Origin of the sequence: Parabacteroides sp. CAG:2 (genome assembly GCF_000436315.1) — a bacterium.
In the GTDB taxonomy this organism is placed as follows: Bacteria; Bacteroidota; Bacteroidia; order Bacteroidales; family Tannerellaceae; genus Parabacteroides; species Parabacteroides distasonis.
The window spans coordinates 1-19,701 of sequence record NZ_FR885276.1 but is presented as its reverse complement, the minus strand read 5'-3'; the positions used below and the strand labels follow the sequence as shown (position 1 = coordinate 19,701).

Sequence of the window (19,701 nt, the reverse complement as noted above, 5' to 3'; positions counted from 1 at the left end):
GAAACTGGATGCTCTTCTAAAGGAAATCCTATATTGCTTTCGTACTCGCTTCTATCTGTTCCATTAGCAGGGTGATATTGCTCATGAATAGCTTGACGGAGATCGCCAGCAGGATGATACCGAAGAATTTACGGATCAGGTATATGCCGCCTTTCCCCAAGACTTTCTCTACCTTGCGTGTCATGCGGACAACAAAGTAGACCCATAGCATATTCAGTACCAAGGCTACGATAATATTCACGCTGGCATATTCCGCACGGAGCGACAACAAAGTGGTGAATGATCCTGCTCCGGCTAGCAACGGGAATACCAGCGGCACCAACGTAGCCTCCTTGATTGGCCCTTGATTCTTGAAAATCTCTATGTCGAGAATCATCTCTAAAGATAGGAGGAAGATCACAAAAGCGCCGGCCACGGCAAACGACTCGATGTCCACATGGAAAAGCCTGAGTAATATATCCCCGGCGTAGAAGAACCCTAATAACAATAGAAAGGAGATTAGGGTTGCCTTCAACGCATTGACATCCTTGCCTTTATCCTTTAGGTCTATGATGATGGGAATAGCTCCGATTATATCGATAACAGCGAATAATACGATGAATGCGCTAAGTATTTGTTGGAAATTGAAATTTGTGAACATGACGTTATCCTCCTCTATTTTTTAATCCTCGTAAAGATACATATTTTTCCTTGAATTGGTCAATATGACGAAATTATTGGTGTGTGTAACTAATTTTAGCAGGCCTGAACTATCAACGTGTCAGAATTGTTCTTATATTAGAAGCAATAATCATTAAATCGAAAGGCCATGGGAGCAAAGAAGAATTTTGTGTTGGACACGAATGTCATATTACATGACTATAAGTGCATCGAGAACTTTCAGGAAAATGATATCTATCTACCCATCGTGGTATTAGAAGAGTTGGACAAGTTCAAGAAGGGGAGTGAGCAGATCAATTATAATGCCCGTGAGTTTGTTCGGGAGCTAGACTTATTGACCAGTAATGACCTGTTCTTGAAAGGCGCCTCACTAGGACCGGGAAAAGGTACACTTTATATCGTGACCGGTGATAAGTACCAGGAGAAAATAGCGCATTCTTTTCCGGATAAAACGCCAGATCACCGTATCTTGTCTTGTGCGTTGACGATTGCCGAGAAGAATCCGAAGATCAAGACAACCTTGGTCAGCAAGGATGTGAACCTTCGTATGAAGGCTCGTTCTTTGGGTATTCCCGTTGAGGATTATATCACGGATAAGGTCGTGAATGTAGATATTTTCGAGCGTGCGCAAGAGACCTATGAGAATATAGACCCCGATTTGATCGACAAGATCTACAGCTCTCCGGAAGGCGTGGACGCAGATTCGTTGGATATCAAGTCTAAGCTCGACCCGAACGAATGCTTTATCTTGAAAAGCGTACGTAATAGTGTATTGGCTCGCTACAATCCGTTTACGGATAAGATCAAGAAGGTGGATAAAGGCACGAACTTTGGTATCCAGCCCCGTAATGCCGAGCAGAGTTTCGCTTTCGAGGTGTTGAACGATCCGAATATCAAGCTGGTGGGGCTGACCGGAAAGGCCGGTACCGGAAAGACGTTGTTGGCGTTGGCCTCTGCCTTGAAACAAGCCGGCACGTATAAACAGATACTTTTGGCCCGTCCGATCGTCGCTTTGGCGAATAAGGATCTCGGTTTCCTTCCGGGTGACGAGAAGCAAAAGGTCGCTCCTTATATGCAACCTCTATTCGATAACCTGAACGTGATCAAGACTCAGTTTGCCCCGGGTAATCCCGATGTCCGTAAGATCGACGATATGCAGAAGAACAACCAGTTGGTGATCGAGGCGTTGGCCTTTATCCGGGGTCGTAGCTTGTCCGAGACTTATTGTATCATCGATGAGGCCCAGAACCTCACGCCGCATGAGATCAAGACGATTATCACCCGTGCGGGAGAGGGAACGAAGATGGTCTTCACGGGAGATATCCAACAGATTGACTCCCCATATCTAGACGCCCAAAGTAATGGCTTGGCCTATATGATCGACAAGATGAAAGGACAGGACTTGTTCGCCCATATCAACTTGATAAAAGGCGAGCGAAGCGAGTTATCTGAGTTAGCGTCAGATCTTTTGTAATTAAATATAGGGAATTGAAGATTGAAAATAAACGCTTATGTGAAGCTTGATTTTTAATCTTCAATTCTTAATGATTAGTCATTTACACTCGGGCAGACATAAATCTTCCGGAAACTACCTTTATAGGAAGGGTCTCCCATATCTTTGATCTCATTCAGATGTTGTTTAAGATGGGCGGTTTCGCCGTGCTTTTGTAATTCCCCGTCGTTTTTCCAAGTTTCGGCGATAAAGAATTCGGTGCTATCGGTGAGGGACTGGTACATGCCGTAGTCGATACATCCCGGTTCTAGCAACGTGCTTTCCTTGCATTTCAAGAATGATTCCTTTAAGGCGGAGACACATTCGGGTTTTACTTTCCGTTTGATATTCAGTACGACTTCCATGGATTCTTTATTGCTTCCTCCATTCGTGCAACCGGATAGAGCGATTAATACGCAGGCCATTGAGATAAACACTTTCTTCATGATAGATTGTTTTTAAGTATTTGATACGACAAAAGTAGTGAATTTTTGATCTAAACACAGGAATCGAACATCTGATATTAAATTATTGTTGTTAGTGGAAGTTGGAATGGATATATTTGTGATAATATTAATAGCTATTTATGTTAAATTTAAAACAAGAGTCATGAGAAAGAGTTTGTTGTATGTATTTGCCGTGATTTGCACGATGGGTTTTTTTACGGCATGTGGTGATGATGACGATTCAAGTTCTTCCGGTAACTGGCAAGATCTGTCGAAAACGTACGAGGGTAAGAGCGTTAATCTGGTAATGGGTGAAGTGACAATCCCTGTTGACGGTAAATCGGTCGTGATTGCCGCTTCCTCTGCGGAGAAGGCATCCGTAACCTTGAACAATATCATCCCCGAAAATAAGTCGGTCGCTATCGATGCTGCGTTGAAGGAAGCGGACGGCACTTATACGTTTACCGGCGAGAGTACGGTTGGCGATTGCGTGGTATCGGTAAATGGTACGGTGAAAGGGGGCGTAGCTTCTGTTGTTTATACTCGTAAATTAACTTCTTCTATCGTAGGTAATTGGAGCTTGAAAGCGGGTGCGGGAGCTATTTATGCGAATATAGTTACCGGGAATTCTACGATCGATAATCTCGTGCCTATGATAAAACCTGCTATCGGTAACTTGATTTGGGGCAAAGTAAGCGTTGTAAATGTTAACTTACCGGAAGATGGAATCTTCGATGTTTCTTGGAGACCTATAGGGGCTTCTGAGGATAAAGGAATCGGTGAGATCACGAAAATGGCAAGTATCCAATATTGTGTGGTAGACGGGAAATTTATGGTGGCTGTGGATAAAAATTATGTGACAGTCTTGACTACTTTATTACAACAGGCTGCTGGTGACAAATTGGAGGCCGCTGGTATCTCTATTGACGAGATCATGAAGCTTTTGGTTGATTTAGGAGGTTATTATGGTCTACCTCTTAACATGAAGGTGGATGGAAGTGAGGCTACTTTTTATGCGGATAAGGATTTAATCGTACCGGTTTTGACCATGATAGCTCCTATCTTGAAACCGATGGTTCCGGAGAATTATCAGCAAATGGTAGATATGGTATTGCAACTACTTCCGAACGCAAAAACGTTAGAGTTTGGACTTAATTTCACGAAATAATTGAAAATCCTAGGTTGTAGAGACGGGGCACACCCCGTCTCTACAACTGGATGAAATTTGGCAGAGTTATACCAATATAGGAGTTAATCAATTACCTTGGTGCTTTCTGATATAAGAATATCGCTATAAATGTATAAACTATATTCGGTATCCAGGCCGCTACGGCAGGACTCACATAACCATTAATAGCGAAGGTGGAAGTAACCGTCATAAACAGGATGTAAGAAAAACTCAACGCCAATCCGATACCAATATTCATACCCATACCTCCCTTTATTTTCCGGGAAGACAACGACGCTCCGATAGAAGTCAAGATAAACGCCGCCATGATCGTGGCGAAGCGCTTATGATACTCGATCTGGAAGGTCTGTATATTCCCGATACCTCTTTTTTTCTGTCGGTTGATATACGTATTTAGCTCGGGCGTTGTCATCGTCTCGCAATCATTCACGGAAATCAGGAAGTCCGAGGGCACGATGGTCAAGGTCGTATCCTTACGGGAGCCTTGGGAAATATGTTCCCGCATGCCATCGAAATCACGGATCATATAATCGATAACGGTCCATTGATAAAGCGAGTCGTATTTGATTGACTTGGCGGTCAGACGGGAGATCAATTTCTTATCCTCGAAATGCTCCAGAGAGAAACGGTATCCCATGTTCGAGCGAGCGTCATAGCTATCGAAATAAGCGATAATACCCGGCTCGATCTCCAATTGGGCGTTCTTTACGTAGTCCACCTTCTTGTTGCGGATATACTTGTTCTGGAAATCGATACGAGTCTCATTCGCCGGGGGAATGATGTAAGCGTTTAGGATAAACGTCACGATAGCGATAATCGTAGCCGAGACTGCGTAAGGAAGCATTAACCTACGGAAACTCATACCGCTGGCAAGCATCGCTATGATCTCCGAACGATCCGCTAGCTTCGACGTGAAGAAGATCACGGCGATAAATGTGAACAACGGACTGAACAAATTGGCGAAGTAGGGGATAAAGTTCAAGTAATAATCCACGATGATCGCTTTTAAGGGGACATCCGGATTCAAGAACTTATCGATCTTCTCGTTTATATCGAAAACGACGGAGATAGAGATAATCAAGGCGATAGCGAACACGTACGTGCCCAGAAACTGCTTGATGATATACCAATCGATCCGTTTTAGTTTAAATTTCATCTGTCTCGTTTTTTATAACCGGTTCGCTAATTGACGGACCATACCACTTTTCCATGTAGTAAAATCGCCAGCGATGATATGTGCCCTCGCTTCTTTCACCAACCATAGGTAGAAAGCGAGGTTATGGATAGAAGCGATCTGTAAGCCAAGCATTTCTTTCGCCTTGATCAAGTGGTGCAGATAAGCCTTGCTATATAAGGTATCCACGTAGGAATGTCCGTCCGGATCGACTGGCGAGAAATCGTTCTCCCATTTCTTGTTACGCATATTGATAGTACCGAAGCGGGTGAAGAGTTGGCCGTTGCGTCCGTTACGGGTCGGCATGATACAGTCGAACATATCGATGCCTCGTTCGATCCCTTCCAGTAAATTGATCGGGGTACCTACGCCCATCAAGTAACGAGGCTTATCTTTCGGCAAGATCTCGTTTACGACCTCGATCATCTCATACATCTTATCGGTAGGCTCGCCAACGGCCAGTCCCCCGATAGCGTTTCCATCGGCGCCTTTTCGGGCCACGTTCTCCGCCGCCCTCTGCCGCAAGTCCGTATAGACGCATCCCTGTACGATCGGGAAGAGACTTTGCCGGTAGCCGTATTTCGGCTCCGTGCTGTTGAAGCGGGCGAAACAACGATCCAGCCAACGCTCGGTCAGGCCCAGTGATTGCTTGGCGTAATTGTAGTCGGCATCTCCCGGGCAACACTCATCGAAGGCCATGATGATATCCGCACCGATAGAGCGTTCGATATCCATCACCTTCTCCGGCGTGAACATATGCTTGGAGCCGTCGAGATGCGAGCGGAACTCGGCTCCCTCTTCATGCAGCTTACGATTGTCGGAAAGGGAGAATACCTGAAACCCCCCGCTATCGGTCAATATCGGGCGATCCCATGTATTAAACTTATGCAAGCCTCCGGCCTGCTCCAAGATCTGGATACCGGGACGAAGATACAGATGGTACGTATTCCCCAAGATGATTTGTGCTTTGGTATCTTCCTTTAGCTCGGTCATATGTACACCCTTTACCGTACCTTGCGTACCCACGGGCATAAAAATAGGCGTCTCGATTACCCCGTGATCGGTGGTAATCAAGCCCGCCCTAGCGTTCGATTTCGTATCGTTATACTGTAATTCAAATGTCATGTATCAAAAATTTGTGACAAAGGTAGCATTTTTCTCTTAGAATCCGAAGTCATCTATTTCTACCTTTTTCACCTCTTCCTCTTTAGGCTTCTCCACGAACTTGTGTACTTCGTTTGCCTTGATGATGATCGCTCTCATCGGGCGTACGGGACAGATCGATTCGCAGCCGCCACAACCGATGCAAAGATCGGGGTTTACTTGCGGGATGGTAAGCGTGCCCTCGTAAGGAACCATATGCACGGCTTGGGTAGGGCAGTGCTCCGAGCAGGCCCCGCAGTCCGTCCCCTCCGTCTTTACGATACAGCGGTTGATGAAGAAGGTGGCGATGCCCACTTGCGTAGTAGCTTTCTCTTCCTTGGTAAGCGGCTTTATAGCGTGCGTGGGGCAAACCTCCGAGCAGACCGTGCATTCGTAATTGCAATAACTGTCGATGTAAGCGATACGGGGTTTCAACATATAATCAAAGCCATACTCTAATCCCGTGGGACGTAGTACATGACTCGGGCATTGGGTCACGCAAATCTGGCATCCGGTACATACATCCTTGAAACGCTCTATGCTGATCGCTCCCGGCGGTATGATAGGGAGCCATTTCTTGCCGTGCTTATCTTGCCCGTGCTGTCCTTTACAGTGTCCGTCTTGCCCCTCGCATGAATGTTGCCCTTTGCCATGCCCTTTTTCAATTCCTTGGGCAATGGTGGATACGATCGGGAGGGAGACCGCTACGGTAGCTCCTGCCGTGAGGAACGTACGGCGGCTGTTCGGAGCGGTAGCCTGTTGGATCACGTCTGTTTGTACGCGAGCTGTTTCGGCTTCTTTCTTGAAGGAAGGCTTGAAACGGTATTGCAATCCTCCTTTAGCGCACGAGGATACGCAGTTGAAGCAATCTACGCAACGGGAGGTATCTACGGTGAGGTTCTTGCTGTCGATTGCCTCCGCCTTACAAGTATGCTCGCAATTACCACAATGCGTACAAGCTTCTTTGTCAAAGGAGATCCGGAAAAACGAATACCGGGAGATCAGGCTCAACAGCGTTCCTACCGGGCAAAGCGTATTGCAGAACAACCTTCCCCGGAATACGACCATGAGGATGAATACGAGTAGCGCAACCAAAGCAGATATCACGCCGAATACCGTCACGTTGCTGATCGTGACGTGATAAAGCGTATAGTTATCCATCTGTGCCAATCCGTCGGCCAGCAGGTTATTGACCCACATGACGGCCGGACGGAACAAGTTGCTCGCGATACGGCCGAAGTTACTGTACGGATCTAGCAACGTACATAATTCGATCATCCCGAAAACAGCCAATACGAATGTAAGCCCGAGAATAGAGTACCGTAAGATATTCATAGGCTTATGATAGCTGAACCTGCGTACTCCTTTCTTTTTCTTCTTTCCGATACAGAAAACCCGGTTGATAATATCTTGCAATACGCCCGCCGGGCAAATGACCGAGCAATAGATCCGGCCGAACAATAAAGCCAATACGAATTGGAAGACCACCAACCCCGCCATTCCCCCTAAAATAGCGGGCATGATCTGGAGATGCAACAACGTGTGCAGGTTGTCCGGCAATACATCGGCGAAATCAACGAAGAATAAAAGTATGGGTGCGAAAATGAGGATCGCGAGTACGACCCGCAATCCTTTTAGGTAATTAGGCTTCTTCATCCTCGATTATATCTTAATACGTTTGATCGTGACATTATCCAGATTCGTCGTACCCAGCTTTAAAGCCTCGCCTTTACCGATATGACCTACGGCGGCCATATCCAGCTTCTTCACTTGGTTGAACAGGCGAAGGGCAGCGGTGTCGATAGCGACGATATTGGTGGAGGCGATCAAGGATTTCAAGGTAGCCACATCGGCTGCGCTCTTTCCTTGCGGGCCGTTTTGGTGCATGATACGATAAGCGTCCACGATGTTCAATACCGGTTTCTTTTGCCAAGTGCAAATATCGGCGATGCATTGTTGCAAATCATTTTGATGGAAGAAACGGCGATCCCATACGATTCCCATATAGTTCTTCATGGCGCAAGTCATCTTCGCCCCACCATGGTTCTTCAATACGGGGACGTTGATCCATGCGTCAGCCTCGATCAGGGCCTCATGGATCTTAGCGCTTTTCAGGTTCACGCCACCCGGGATGGATACTTCCTTGAAATATTTCTCATCGTTGGCAGGCATGATGATACCTCCGGCCTCTTTTACGGCCTCTGCGATCCCGCTCGTCTCATAGCATTTCTGCCAGTTATCGCAGGTGTGGTCGAATACGGTCACTTTAGAGGCGCCGGCCTCCAAGCATTTCTTGACCAAGGCTTTCACTAATTTGGGGTTCGTATTACCGGCCAATTCAGGAGAGCGGTCCCAACCGATATTCGGCTTGATCACGATCTTTTGTCCTTTCTTTACGAAGTTTCCGATACCGCCAAGGGCTTCCAAGGCTTTATCTAGCATCACCTCCGGCTCTCCACCCATAACGGCTACCATATCGGGAGCCTTCTCTACGGCTACGGTGTTCGTGGAAAGGGCCGCTTGCAGACCTTCAAAATTTAAGGATAGAGCCGCGCTAGCGATGACACTGGTCTTTAAAAAATCACGACGTTTCATAATTGTATACTATATTGGTTTATACTTGATTTACGGTACGGTCTTTTTTTACTCGCTTGTTATTCCGAACAAAGATAATGATTATTTTGATATGCGAGTCAACTCCTTTTACAAAGTAGAACTGCTTTTTACTGCAACCCGGGTTGCAGTGATCTTGCGTAATAAGATAAATTCTTGTCGGAAGGCATATCGGTTCTGATAATATTTTTCTACCTTGCGAGGCAAAAAACAGATTGTATGGTTTTATATTGTAGAGTATCATTGAACGCTTTTGTCGAAAGCTTTCGGACTACCTCGGGGCCTGATTCCTTTTTCACGCTTCCGGCGAAGGGGTTGATGCATATCGTGCCGCAAGAGGAGATCGAGTATGGGCTTTCCTTGCTTAGGGAGTCTATCGGCTTGTATGAGGAACGCAAAGGGATACCTGTGGAAAAGAGCAAGAAAGCGATGCCCTTTTTCAGACAGGACAGCCGGATGCTGGTGGGGCCGGAGATAGGCATGTACGTGATCCCTTTGTATGAGAAACCCGGTGAGCCGGCCCGGTCTGCCGAGCCTTCTCTGCTCCTTGAGCTGGACTATCAGTCGTTGGGCGAGCTTTGCCTGTTCGAGAATTATTCCCTGTTGTCTTGTAAATATGAGAGGGAGCCTATCTTGAACCATTTTACGGCACAATTGGAAAAGGAATACGATACCTTCTTTTTTGATGAGGAGCACACGGGCTTTACGCCTGATTCCCGCTTTTTCTCGATGCTGTGTAACGCCTGTCTGGAGGTGAAGCAGCCTTCCTCGGTGGGGGATAAGGAATGGCGGTTGGCCTCGCTGCAAGCTACGGATGAGGTGCTCTATCGTTATGAGCATGGAAACTTGATCCCATACGTTCCGATATCGATGCCGGTAGACTGCCTGAAACGGGTTTATCTGGAAGATTTCCGGCGAGAGCCCTTATTATTCGGGACTTTGAACGGTTTCTTGAAAAGCAAGGGACTTCCCGCCGAACAATTACTAAACTTATCATAAGGAATGAAGACAGTATCAAATCAAGAACTAACGATCCGTGTCTCCGAACATGGAGCGGAGTTGAGTAGTATCGTAGCGAACGCTACGGGAAAGGAGTATCTTTGGCAAGCGGACCCCGCTTTCTGGAAACGTCATTCCCCAGTATTGTTCCCGATCGTCGGGAGCGTATGGAAGGCCGAGTATCGGAACGAGGGAACCGTGTATCCGCTGTCGCAGCACGGCTTTGCACGGGATATGGATTTTACGTTGATCGATGAGGCGGAGAACGAGTTGCGTTTCGCGCTGGAAAGTACCCCGGACACGCTGAGAGCCTATCCGTTCCCTTTCCTTTTGGAGATCGGGTATCGTTTGGAGGGCAATAAGGTGGAGGTGCTTTGGCGTGTGAAGAATACGGGAGATCAGACGATGCATTTCCAGATTGGCGCTCATCCGGCTTTCCTGTACCCGAATTATGAGGTGGATCAACCGGATCGGGGGTATTTTGCTTTCGATGTGAAAAAAGATCTCGTATACCGTGCGCTGGTGGAAAAAGGGTGCGTAGGGGACGTGGTTCGTCCGGTACCTTTGGATGTGGACGGCTTGCTACCGTTGAATATCCATACGTTCGATATCGATACGTTTATCTTGGAGGACAGCCAGATTAAGCGGGTGGACTTATTGGATGTGGAGAAACGTCCGTACCTTTCGCTCACCTTTACGGCTCCGGTGGTAGGCTTATGGTCTCCGCCTACGAGAAACGCTCCGTTTGTCTGTATCGAACCTTGGTATGGGCGTTGCGACCGGGTGGATTATACGGGTGAGTATAAAGACCGGGATTGGGTATGGCATTTGGAACCGGGAGAGGTCTTCGATGCCTCCTATACGATAGAGATAGCGGGGGCTTGATCGCTTCGTTGATATTTGCCGTAGGCAGACGACGCTGATTATATCGTGATCGTCTGCCTATGTTTTGTTTTAGATGTTGGCTATTTTATTTAATAGCTCCATCTTCCCGAATAAGATCAGTAGATCATCCGCCTCGATCACCAATTCCTCGGTGATGCGGCTGATAACCTTGTATTCTGTCTGTGTGAGCCCGATCAGGTTCTTTTTCTCGTAAGGGCGTTCGATCGCTATCAGATGGATACCGAAATTCTCCTCGAAATCGATGTTCTTGATGGTTTGCCCGACAAGAGTGGCCGGTGTCTTGATCTTATAGAGATGTTCCGTATCGGTTACTTTATACCAATGCCGGAACAGGCCGCCTAAAGACGCTTGGGAGGTATACATCGTAGAGAAATCCTCTTCCGGTGTGATAATCTCGCTTACCCCGATCGCACGGATCACAGTCTCATGGATCGATGAGATCGCCCGCACGATCAGTTTGCCCGCATCCAGACTCTTCAATAAAGCGACGGTCTGAACGGAAGTCCCGAAATCCTTACCGAATGTTACGATAATGGCATCCATCTCGCTCAATGGCAGGGTGCTCAATGCCTCTTTGTCCGTGGAGTCCAAGGCGATCGCCCCCGCTATGTCGTTCTTTAGCATATCGACACGATGCAGATCCATGTCTACGCCGATCACCTCATTGCCGACACGTGTCAAGTCCTTCGCTATCGCACGTCCTAAATTCCCTAATCCGATTACTAAATATTTCATGCTATCTTATTTTTACATTAATATATTTTCTTGTGGATATGTATAGTCCTTTTTCGTGTATTCCTTGCAGAAACTTACGAGGAAGGCCAATACCCCGATACGTCCGACCAGCATCGTGCTGATAATGATGATTTTCCCGATAGGGGTGAGGTGAGGGGTATAATCGATACTCAAGCCTACGGTACTCAAGGCGGAAACAACCTCGAACAATAGGGAGAACAGCGGCGCCCCTTTTTCCGTATAGGATAATACCCACGTAGCGATCGCCACCCACATGAAGTACATCATGATGATAGCGAATGCCCGGCGGATGGCGAATGGGGCGATCTCCCGTTTTCTCACTTCCACTTTATCTTTCTCACGTGCGGCGTTCAAGGTCGTAACCAGAGCTACGAAAACGGTGGTCACTTTCAATCCGCCGCCGGTGGACATAGGGGCGGCTCCGATTACCATAAGGATCAACGTCAGCATTAAGGTCGGAGGGGCCAATGTAGCCATATCCGCTACGTTGAATCCTGCCGTTCTAGGCGTGACGGCGCCTAAGAACGCATTTGCCAGTTTCCCCCGCAGGGGAAGGTCGCCCAAGGTATTGTCATACTCGAAAAAGAGGTAGAAAGCCGTTCCGGTAATTAACAGGATCAAGGTAGATATAACAACAATGTACGTATGTACATTAATAATACGGGGCGTATGGATATAATGCTTTTGCTTACCGATCAATATCTTGATACCATTCATCAGCAAGTGATGCAAGAGTTTCAGGTAATTGAAGACGATCGGGAAGCCCAAGCCTCCGAATATAATCAGCATGGCTATCCAGAAATGGAGGTTGTACTTATCCGCCACTAACGGATCGTACATATTGCCGCTCAAGGTAGAGATCCCTGCGTTACAAAAAGCGGACACGGCATGAAACATTGCGTAGAATAATTCCTGCTGCGTACCTCCCGGCAGGCTTCCCCGTACGTCCATATAAATAAAATAGGCGCCGATCCCCTCGATAAACAAGGTCACGAAAAGAATGTTTAAGATGACCCGGAACAACCCTCCCGTCCGATCCTCGTTCAACATATCTTTCAGCATCATCTTGCTCGTAAAAGAGGATTTTCCCATGAAGGAGAGGGCGAAGAAAGAGGTAAATGTCATGACCCCGATACCGCCGATCTGTATTAAAATCATGATGATAATATGCCCGATATGCGTGAAACTAGTGGCTACGTCGACGGTGGTTAGTCCGGTTACGCATACCGAGGTCGTGGAGATAAACAAAGCGTCGATAAACGGAATCCGGTGCGTAGTGGCGTTCGGCAACGATAGCAACCCGGCCCCGACCAATATCACGAACACGAAACTGAGCAAGAAAAGCAACGAGGGCTTGATCCGTGTCTGCATCAGCGTGAACGTCTGCCGGGATAAGTGAATCGTGCTAAGCAGCAATAATAAGACATATACGAAGAGAGGTTTCGTAAGGAAAGACAAATAAGGCAAAGAGTGCGCTATGGCATCCTTGAAAAATATCTTGCTGGATAATACGGCGAATAAAAGGAAATAGATGCTGATATCGAGATACAACATTTTCTCCTGTATGATTTCTTGGAACCTCACCACGTACCGGAGTGTTATGCCCGTGAAAAAAGCTAGCAGGATGAATGGGCGGGAGCGCTCTAGGATATGGACGGAATCGGGTGTCTGTACAAAGCCGAATTGGTAGATCAATACGAAGAAAGAGGCTAAGGAGGCGAGTAGGATAATCGCTTCCGCTATCCCGTTCAATAATCCCTTCATTTTACCCCAATAAATCAGCCAAGAGAAGTATATGTTTTTTAGATTCATGTCCGATGTTTTATAAATATAACAAATGTAGGAAATAAAAGTTAGAGGTACGTGAAAGCGCCTTCATTATTTGTTCTCATACTAATTGTTTTACTTACATTATGTGTTGTATAACATATTGTATGATGTACGATACTGAAATATCAGAAAAATAATCAATTAGGAGATGCAAAAAAGACCTTTTGTAATTGCTTTGTTTAGAAAAATACTTATATTTGTGCAAATCTAATTACTGATATCATGGATACACAAAACGAGAATAGAGAGATGCTGTCCCCTTATGTTTCCGTAGACTGTGTTCTTCTCGGCATCAATGATGACAAGCTCACCGTGCTGTTGGCGGAGCGAAAAAGTGAGGAAGGCGAGTTGATTGGCTATAAATTACCCGGCAGCTTGATCTATGAGAACGAGGATTTAGATGACGCCGCCTATCGGATACTGAATGATTCGACCGGCTTGAAGCGTGTCCAATTGAAACAATTCCGTTGTTTCGGTTCCCCCGCCCGTACCTCGAACCGGTTGGACGTGATGTGGCTGGAGGCGACTTCCAAGGTGAAGATCGGACGGTTGATCACGGTCGCTTATCTCGCCTTGTGCAAGAATAGCAGGAAGACGTGTCCGGCCGATAAATCCGAGTCGATCCGTTGGTGCCCTATCGACGAGCTTCCTCGCTTGCCATTCGATCATAAAGAGATTATCGAGGCTGCCATACAGGAGATCCGTAATTGGGTAGAGAAGGAGCCCGCCATCATTTTCGACTATATGCCGATGAAGTTCACGGCGTTCCAGCTTAGGCGCACGTACGAGGTGATCTATAACCGTGAGATGGACGTGCGCAATTTTCATAAGAAGATGAATTCCTTGGATTACGTGGTACCCACGGAGGATATGCAAGATGGGGTCGCCCATCGTGCCGCCCGGTATTATCGGTTTGATAAGGTGAAATATAATCAACAACGTTCGAAGTTTAATAAGATATAAAACCATACGATTATGTGTCTGTTAGGATGTGACATTGGAAGTTCTTCCATCAAGGTCTCTATCGTCGATGAGGAGACCGGGTTAACAATAGGTGCGGATTTTTATCCCAAAGAAGAGGCCCCGATCAAGGCGTTGCGCCCGGGGTGGGCGGAGCAAAATCCGGAGGATTGGTGGTCGTACGTGAAGATCGCCATGAAAGGTGCCATGAGCAAGGCGAAGGTGAAAGGCGAGGATATCAAGGCGATCGGTATCTCGTACCAGATGCATGGCTTGGTGGTGGTGGACAAGAAGATGGAGGTGCTTCGTCCATCTATTATCTGGTGCGATAGCCGTGCCGTTCCTTATGGCGAGCGTGCGTTTAAGAATATAGGCGAGAAGCGATGCCTTTCCCACCTATTGAACTCGCCGGGTAATTTTACCGCTTCCAAGCTGGCTTGGATCAAGGAGTACGAGCCGGATATTTACGACCGTATTCATAAGATCATGTTGCCGGGAGATTTCATAGCTATGCGCCTGACGGGGGATATCGTGACTACGGTTTCCGGTTTGTCGGAGGGGATTTTCTGGGACTTCAAGAATAATGCCTTATCGGAGGATTTGATGAATTATTATGGATTCAGTAAGGATCTGATTGCCGATATCCGTCCGACGTTCGGTTTGCAGGGCGAGGTTACCGCCTCGGTCGCGGCCGAGTTGGGACTGAAGAAAGGTACGCCGGTTACCTATCGTGCGGGCGACCAACCGAATAACGCATTATCATTGAATGTATTGAATCCGGGCGAGATAGCGGCTACCGGCGGGACTTCCGGAGTGGTGTATGGTGTGAACGGCAAGGTGAATTACGATACGCTTTCCCGTGTGAATACGTTCGCCCACGTGAACCATACGACGGAGCAGACCCGCTTGGGTGTCTTGTTGTGCATCAACGGGGTCGGTATCCTTAATTCTTGGATCAAACGGAATATAGCGCCGGAAGGTATCAACTATAATGAGTTGAATGATTTGGCGGCTACGGTTCCTATCGGCTGCGACGGCCTTTCGATCTTGCCGTTCGGAAACGGGGCGGAGCGTATGTTGCAGAATAAGCAGATCGATTGCTCGGTTCATGGATTGAACTTCAACATACATACCAAGGCCCATATGGCTAGGGCGGCGCAAGAAGGTATCGTGTTCGCCTTTAAATACGGTATGGATATCATGAATGAGATGGGGATCGATATTCAGGTAATCCGTGCGGGGAACGCGAACTTGTTCTTAAGCCCGATCTTCCGGGATGCCTTGGCGGGCGTGACGGGTACGGTGATCGAACTGTATGATACGAATGGTGCGGTAGGCGCGGCCAAGGGGGCCGGTATTGGCGCCGGTATCTACAAGAACGCAGAAGAAGCGTTCGCTTCCTTGAAGAAGATCAACGTGATCGAGCCGGACGGTTTCAAGGCGAATGCTTATTGCGGGGCGTTCGAGACGTGGAAAGAACGCTTGGAACAATCTATTTAACGGCTGAATTATTTACATTTTTAATATATATTATTATGAGTTACTTTAAAGGAGAGAAAGAATTTTTCCCGGGAATCGGACAGATTCAGTTTGAGGGACGTGAGTCAAAAAATCCGTTGGCATTTCATTATTATGACGCGGATAAGGTAGTTATGGGTAAAACACTAAAGGATCATTTGCGCTTCGCTATGGCTTATTGGCATACCTTATGTGCTGAGGGAGGTGATCAGTTTGGTGGTGGAACAAAATCATTCCCTTGGAATGACAGTGCGGACGCTATCACCCGTGCGAAGTACAAGATGGACGCCGCTTTCGAGTTTATGACCAAATGTAATATTCCTTACTATTGCTTCCACGACGTGGACGTAGTGGACGAGGCTCCTACGCTGGGCGAGTTCGAGAAACGTTTGCAGACGATGGTGGAACATGCCAAGGAGCATCAAGCCGCTACCGGAAAGAAGCTTCTATGGTCTACCGCAAACGTCTTCAGCAATAAGCGTTATATGAACGGCGCCGCTACGAACCCTTATTTCCCGACCGTGGCATGCGCCGGCACGCAGATCAAGAACGCTATCGACGCTTGTATCGCTTTAGGGGGCGAGAACTACGTGTTCTGGGGCGGCCGTGAGGGTTATATGAGCCTATTGAACACGAACATGAAACGAGAGAAGGATCATTTAGCCATGATGTTGACGATGGCCCGTGATTATGGCCGTAAGAACGGTTTCAAGGGTACGTTCCTGATCGAGCCGAAACCGATGGAACCGACGAAACATCAATATGACGTGGATTCGGAGACCGTGATCGGTTTCCTTCGCCATTATGGATTGGACAAGGATTTCGCCTTGAATATCGAGGTAAACCACGCTACCTTGGCCGGACATACATTCGAGCATGAGTTGCAAGCCGCCGCCGATGCCGGCATGTTGTGCAGTATTGACGCGAACCGTGGCGATTACCAGAATGGTTGGGATACGGATCAATTCCCGATGGATATCTATGAGCTGGCACAGGCTTGGCTGGTCATCCTTGAGGGAGGTGGCTTGACTACCGGAGGTACGAACTTCGACGCCAAGACCCGCCGTAATTCTACGGACTTGGAGGATATCTTCATCGCTCATATCGGTGGTATGGACGCTTTCGCCCGTGCCTTGATGATCGCCGCCGATATCCTTGAGCACTCAGATTACCGCAAGATGCGTGCCGAGCGCTACGCTAGTTTCGATGCCGGTGAGGGCAAGGCATTCGAGGATGGCAAGCTTACGCTGGAAGATCTTCGTACGATCGCTTTGCGTGACGGCGAGCCGAAACAGATCAGCGGTAAGCAGGAGTTATACGAGATGATTGTAAATCTGCACATCTAAATAATTGAAAATTGAGAATTGAAAATTGAAAATTATCGTGCGTAAGCCCTAGTTTTCAGCTCTCAATTCTCGGTTTTTCACTTATAAATCTATTCCATGAAAAATAACAACACTTATATTTTCGCTCTAACCTTGGTTGCTACCTTGGGAGGTTTACTGTTCGGGTATGACACGGCGGTGATCTCCGGTACGGTGGAATCTTTGCGTAAGTTTTTCATCGAGCCGCAAGGATTTCCGTTGGATCAGGCGAACGCTTTGGAGGGCTTCGTGGTAAGTAGTGCGTTGATCGGATGTATCCTCGGCGCCTCGTTCGCCGGGTGGATCAGCCAGCGTTACGGCAGGAAGCCTACGTTGATACTGGCCGCTATCCTTTTCTTGCTTTCCGCTATCGGCTCGGCTTGGCCGGAGCTGTTTATCGGCATGCCCGGAAGTGGCGATCATACGTTTATGTATGCGTTCGTGGCTTATCGTATTCTGGGAGGTATCGGTGTGGGGCTGGCCTCCATGGTATCGCCGATGTATATCGCCGAGGTGGCTCCGGCCGATCGCCGGGGGAATCTGGTGGCATGGAACCAGTTTGCCATTATCTTTGGTATGCTGGTGGTATATTTCGTGAATTATACGATCGCCCTTCAAGGAGATGCCGCTTGGCTGAATACGATCGGCTGGCGTTGGATGTTCGCTTCCGAGATTATTCCGGCGGTATTGTTCCTCTCGTTCTTGATGTTCGTGCCGGAGACGCCTCGTTATCTCGTGATGCGTGGGCGTACGGAGAAGGCGTTGGGCGTCTTGAGCCATTTGATGGATCAGGCGGACGCTGGCCGTGAGCTGGAGGATATACGGAATAGTTTCAAGGAGAAAGCTCCGTCGATGAAGCCTTACTTCCGGTTTATGGGGACTTGGCTGGCGCTGTTCTTGGCCGGCTACGGGTTGTTGTCGTGGGCAGGTAATACGAATGCGTTGGAGATCGCCTTGTTGGCTAGTTTCTGTATCGCCTTGCTGTTCCCGATCCGGTCGTTTGGCGTGCTGATCATCTTGGTGGGCGTGTTGCTCTCCGGTTTCCAGCAATTCGTGGGGATCAACGTGGTGCTTTACTATGCCCCGGAGATCTTCAAGACGATGGGAGCGGCCACGGACGCCGCCCTTTTGCAACAGATCGTGGTAGGGGCGGTGAACCTGTCGTTTACCGTATTGGCTATTTTCACGGTGGATAAGTTCGGACGCCGTCCGTTGATGATTATCGGGGCGCTCGTCATGGCGGTATCTATGTTGATCTTGGGAACTACTTTCTATACGCGTTCGGTGGGTATGGGATCATTGGTCTGCATGCTGGTTTATACGGCGGGATTCGCTATGTCGTGGGGCCCGGTCTGCTGGGTGCTGCTGGCCGAGATCTTCCCGAACTCGATCCGCTCCACGGTGATGAGTATCGCCGTAGCGGCGCAGTGGATTGCCAACTTCTTGGTATCATGGACATTCCCAATGCTGGATAAGAATCAATACTTGACCGATACGTTCAATCACGGTATGGCCTATTGGATCTATGGCGTGATGGGTATATTGGCGGCGTTGTTCATCTGGAAGTTCGTACCGGAGACGAAAGGGAGGACGCTGGAGGAAATGGAAGACTATTGGCGGCGTTAATTCGGTATAATTGATAGTGATTATGGAAAAGGAAAATATAGACCCCAAACTGGTTCTCGCCCTCATGGAGCGTGAGATTTGTCGCCGGGCGTTATTGATGCACTTGTTGATGCTAGGTTACGAGCATTTCGTCTCGATCGATATGCTCAAGCGATCGATGAAGACCCGGAAATTCACCTACGAGGAGGCTGAGCGTTTGGCCGACACGTTAGAACGTCACATGGGCATCAAGGTCGCTCCCGAGAAGTTCATCCGCGACGAGAACGAGGACGCGAACAAGCTGCTGGATCATTACACGGAGCTGGAGCAGATGTGCGACAAGCAATTGGGCGATACGATGCGGCCGATCCACGATGGCTTCAATCGGTATCTGCATCATAATCTTCACGTGGATGTAACCCATGCCACCCGTCTGCGGATTGCCTTGGAAGCTTTCTTGACTTTCGCGATGGGCGACATCGACTGGCAAGAGATGCGACGGAATATCTTGGATGTAGACTTGCGGACCATGAAAGCCGTGCCGATCGATTCCGTGGCTGTCCGGCATGATTTCCTCCGCTTCGAGACCGCGTATCATGAGATTTGCCTCAAGTGCGCGAACCGCGAGCGTAAGCGGCGGGGAGAGCCGCCTGGCGATAACTTCCAGATCAATATCTCCTAGATGAGAGGATAGGGGGAATGATAAAGATGAGGGGAGGGTGTCTCGCGACAGCCTCCCCTCTTTTATTACAAATAATATGCTTGTGAAAAAAAAATATCTTGTAAGTGGTTACGCCTCCGGTTGCCCGTTCGTCTCCTCTTCCTTCCGCTTGTTGGCGCTCTTCGTGGCACGTGCCTTGAGGATGGCAGTCTGCCGGTCGATGAGGGTATTCATGGCGTTGATCACGTCGATGTAATCGGTGTCGCCATTTACCTCGGCGAGCGCGTTGAGGCGTTTCACGGCGGCACGGTACGCGTTGTCGGCGGCTAGGCGGGCGGCCTTGGTGGCGCCGGTCACTATCGTGGCGTTTTGCGCGTTACGCTCG

18 protein-coding genes are annotated in these 19,701 nt (G+C 48.2%); 9 read left to right on the top strand and 9 right to left on the bottom strand.

The genetic code is table 11. The features are described 5' to 3' along the window. Positions 1–28 precede the first annotated feature (28 nt). A complete protein-coding gene (locus QVP94_RS05890; protein WP_005862832.1) occupies positions 29–640 on the bottom strand; it encodes a MarC family protein in 612 nt (203 codons plus the stop codon). Between the two features lie 168 nt (positions 641–808). Between QVP94_RS05890 and QVP94_RS05885 the strand changes: the two genes are divergently transcribed. Beyond that, complete coding sequence (locus QVP94_RS05885) at positions 809–2,134, top strand: PhoH family protein (RefSeq protein WP_005857480.1); 1,326 nt, start codon at positions 809–811, stop codon at positions 2,132–2,134. Between the two features lie 74 nt (positions 2,135–2,208). On the opposite strand, the gene QVP94_RS05880 is transcribed toward QVP94_RS05885, so the two are convergent. Next, a complete protein-coding gene (locus tag QVP94_RS05880; protein ID WP_005857478.1) occupies positions 2,209–2,598 on the bottom strand; it encodes a putative quinol monooxygenase in 390 nt (129 codons plus the stop codon). Between the two features lie 163 nt (positions 2,599–2,761). On the opposite strand from QVP94_RS05880, the gene QVP94_RS05875 reads away from it, so the two are divergent. Beyond that, positions 2,762–3,766 carry a DUF4925 domain-containing protein gene (locus QVP94_RS05875; RefSeq protein WP_022192195.1) on the top strand — a complete coding sequence of 335 codons (1,005 nt, stop codon included), beginning with the start codon at positions 2,762–2,764 and terminating at the stop codon, positions 3,764–3,766. A 91-nt stretch (positions 3,767–3,857) separates the two neighbouring features. Here QVP94_RS05875 and QVP94_RS05870 read toward each other — a convergent pair whose 3' ends face one another. Genes QVP94_RS05870 through QVP94_RS05855 form a run of 4 tightly spaced genes read right to left on the bottom strand, consistent with a single transcriptional unit; the run spans position 3,858 to position 8,699 of the window. After that, positions 3,858–4,943, bottom strand: a complete 1,086-nt coding sequence (locus QVP94_RS05870; RefSeq protein WP_022192194.1) for an LptF/LptG family permease — start codon at positions 4,941–4,943, stop codon at positions 3,858–3,860. A 12-nt stretch (positions 4,944–4,955) separates the two neighbouring features. Then, entirely contained in the window at positions 4,956–6,086 is a 1,131-nt protein-coding gene (gene tgt, locus QVP94_RS05865; protein ID WP_005862826.1) for a tRNA guanosine(34) transglycosylase Tgt, read from the bottom strand. Positions 6,087–6,122: 36 nt separating this feature from the next. After that, positions 6,123–7,760 carry a 4Fe-4S dicluster domain-containing protein gene (locus QVP94_RS05860; RefSeq protein WP_022192193.1) on the bottom strand — a complete coding sequence of 546 codons (1,638 nt, stop codon included), beginning with the start codon at positions 7,758–7,760 and terminating at the stop codon, positions 6,123–6,125. Between the two features lie 6 nt (positions 7,761–7,766). Next, positions 7,767–8,699: a DUF362 domain-containing protein gene (locus QVP94_RS05855; RefSeq protein ID WP_005862822.1), complete on the bottom strand. Its 933-nt coding sequence runs from the start codon at positions 8,697–8,699 to the stop codon at positions 7,767–7,769. Between the two features lie 237 nt (positions 8,700–8,936). On the opposite strand from QVP94_RS05855, the gene QVP94_RS05850 reads away from it, so the two are divergent. Continuing rightward, the gene (locus QVP94_RS05850; protein WP_022192192.1) at positions 8,937–9,716 is read left to right on the top strand and encodes a hypothetical protein; all 780 of its coding nucleotides are present in this window, start codon (positions 8,937–8,939) and stop codon (positions 9,714–9,716) included. Positions 9,717–9,719: 3 nt separating this feature from the next. Further along, entirely contained in the window at positions 9,720–10,601 is an 882-nt protein-coding gene (locus tag QVP94_RS05845; protein WP_022192191.1) for an aldose 1-epimerase family protein, read from the top strand. 69 nt (positions 10,602–10,670) lie between these two features. Here QVP94_RS05845 and QVP94_RS05840 read toward each other — a convergent pair whose 3' ends face one another. Further along, complete coding sequence (locus QVP94_RS05840; protein WP_008772362.1) at positions 10,671–11,357, bottom strand: potassium channel family protein; 687 nt, start codon at positions 11,355–11,357, stop codon at positions 10,671–10,673. Positions 11,358–11,369: 12 nt separating this feature from the next. Next, a complete protein-coding gene (locus tag QVP94_RS05835; protein WP_005857461.1) occupies positions 11,370–13,190 on the bottom strand; it encodes a TrkH family potassium uptake protein in 1,821 nt (606 codons plus the stop codon). Between the two features lie 240 nt (positions 13,191–13,430). On the opposite strand from QVP94_RS05835, the gene QVP94_RS05830 reads away from it, so the two are divergent. From QVP94_RS05830 to QVP94_RS05810, 5 genes are all read left to right on the top strand, one after another. Then, entirely contained in the window at positions 13,431–14,171 is a 741-nt protein-coding gene (locus tag QVP94_RS05830; RefSeq protein WP_008779752.1) for an NUDIX hydrolase, read from the top strand. Between the two features lie 12 nt (positions 14,172–14,183). Next, a complete protein-coding gene (locus tag QVP94_RS05825) occupies positions 14,184–15,668 on the top strand; it encodes a xylulokinase (protein ID WP_005862812.1) in 1,485 nt (494 codons plus the stop codon). A gap of 35 nt (positions 15,669–15,703) precedes the next feature. After that, a complete protein-coding gene (gene xylA / locus QVP94_RS05820) occupies positions 15,704–17,032 on the top strand; it encodes a xylose isomerase (RefSeq protein WP_005862810.1) in 1,329 nt (442 codons plus the stop codon). Between the two features lie 96 nt (positions 17,033–17,128). Then, positions 17,129–18,676, top strand: a complete 1,548-nt coding sequence (gene xylE / locus QVP94_RS05815) for a D-xylose transporter XylE (protein ID WP_022192190.1) — start codon at positions 17,129–17,131, stop codon at positions 18,674–18,676. 22 nt (positions 18,677–18,698) lie between these two features. Beyond that, the gene (locus QVP94_RS05810) at positions 18,699–19,337 is read left to right on the top strand and encodes a hypothetical protein (protein ID WP_022192189.1); all 639 of its coding nucleotides are present in this window, start codon (positions 18,699–18,701) and stop codon (positions 19,335–19,337) included. 108 nt (positions 19,338–19,445) lie between these two features. Here QVP94_RS05810 and QVP94_RS05805 read toward each other — a convergent pair. Further along, a partial coding sequence (locus QVP94_RS05805; RefSeq protein WP_288213184.1) for a DUF6261 family protein occupies positions 19,446–19,701 on the bottom strand: 256 nt, incomplete at its 5' end.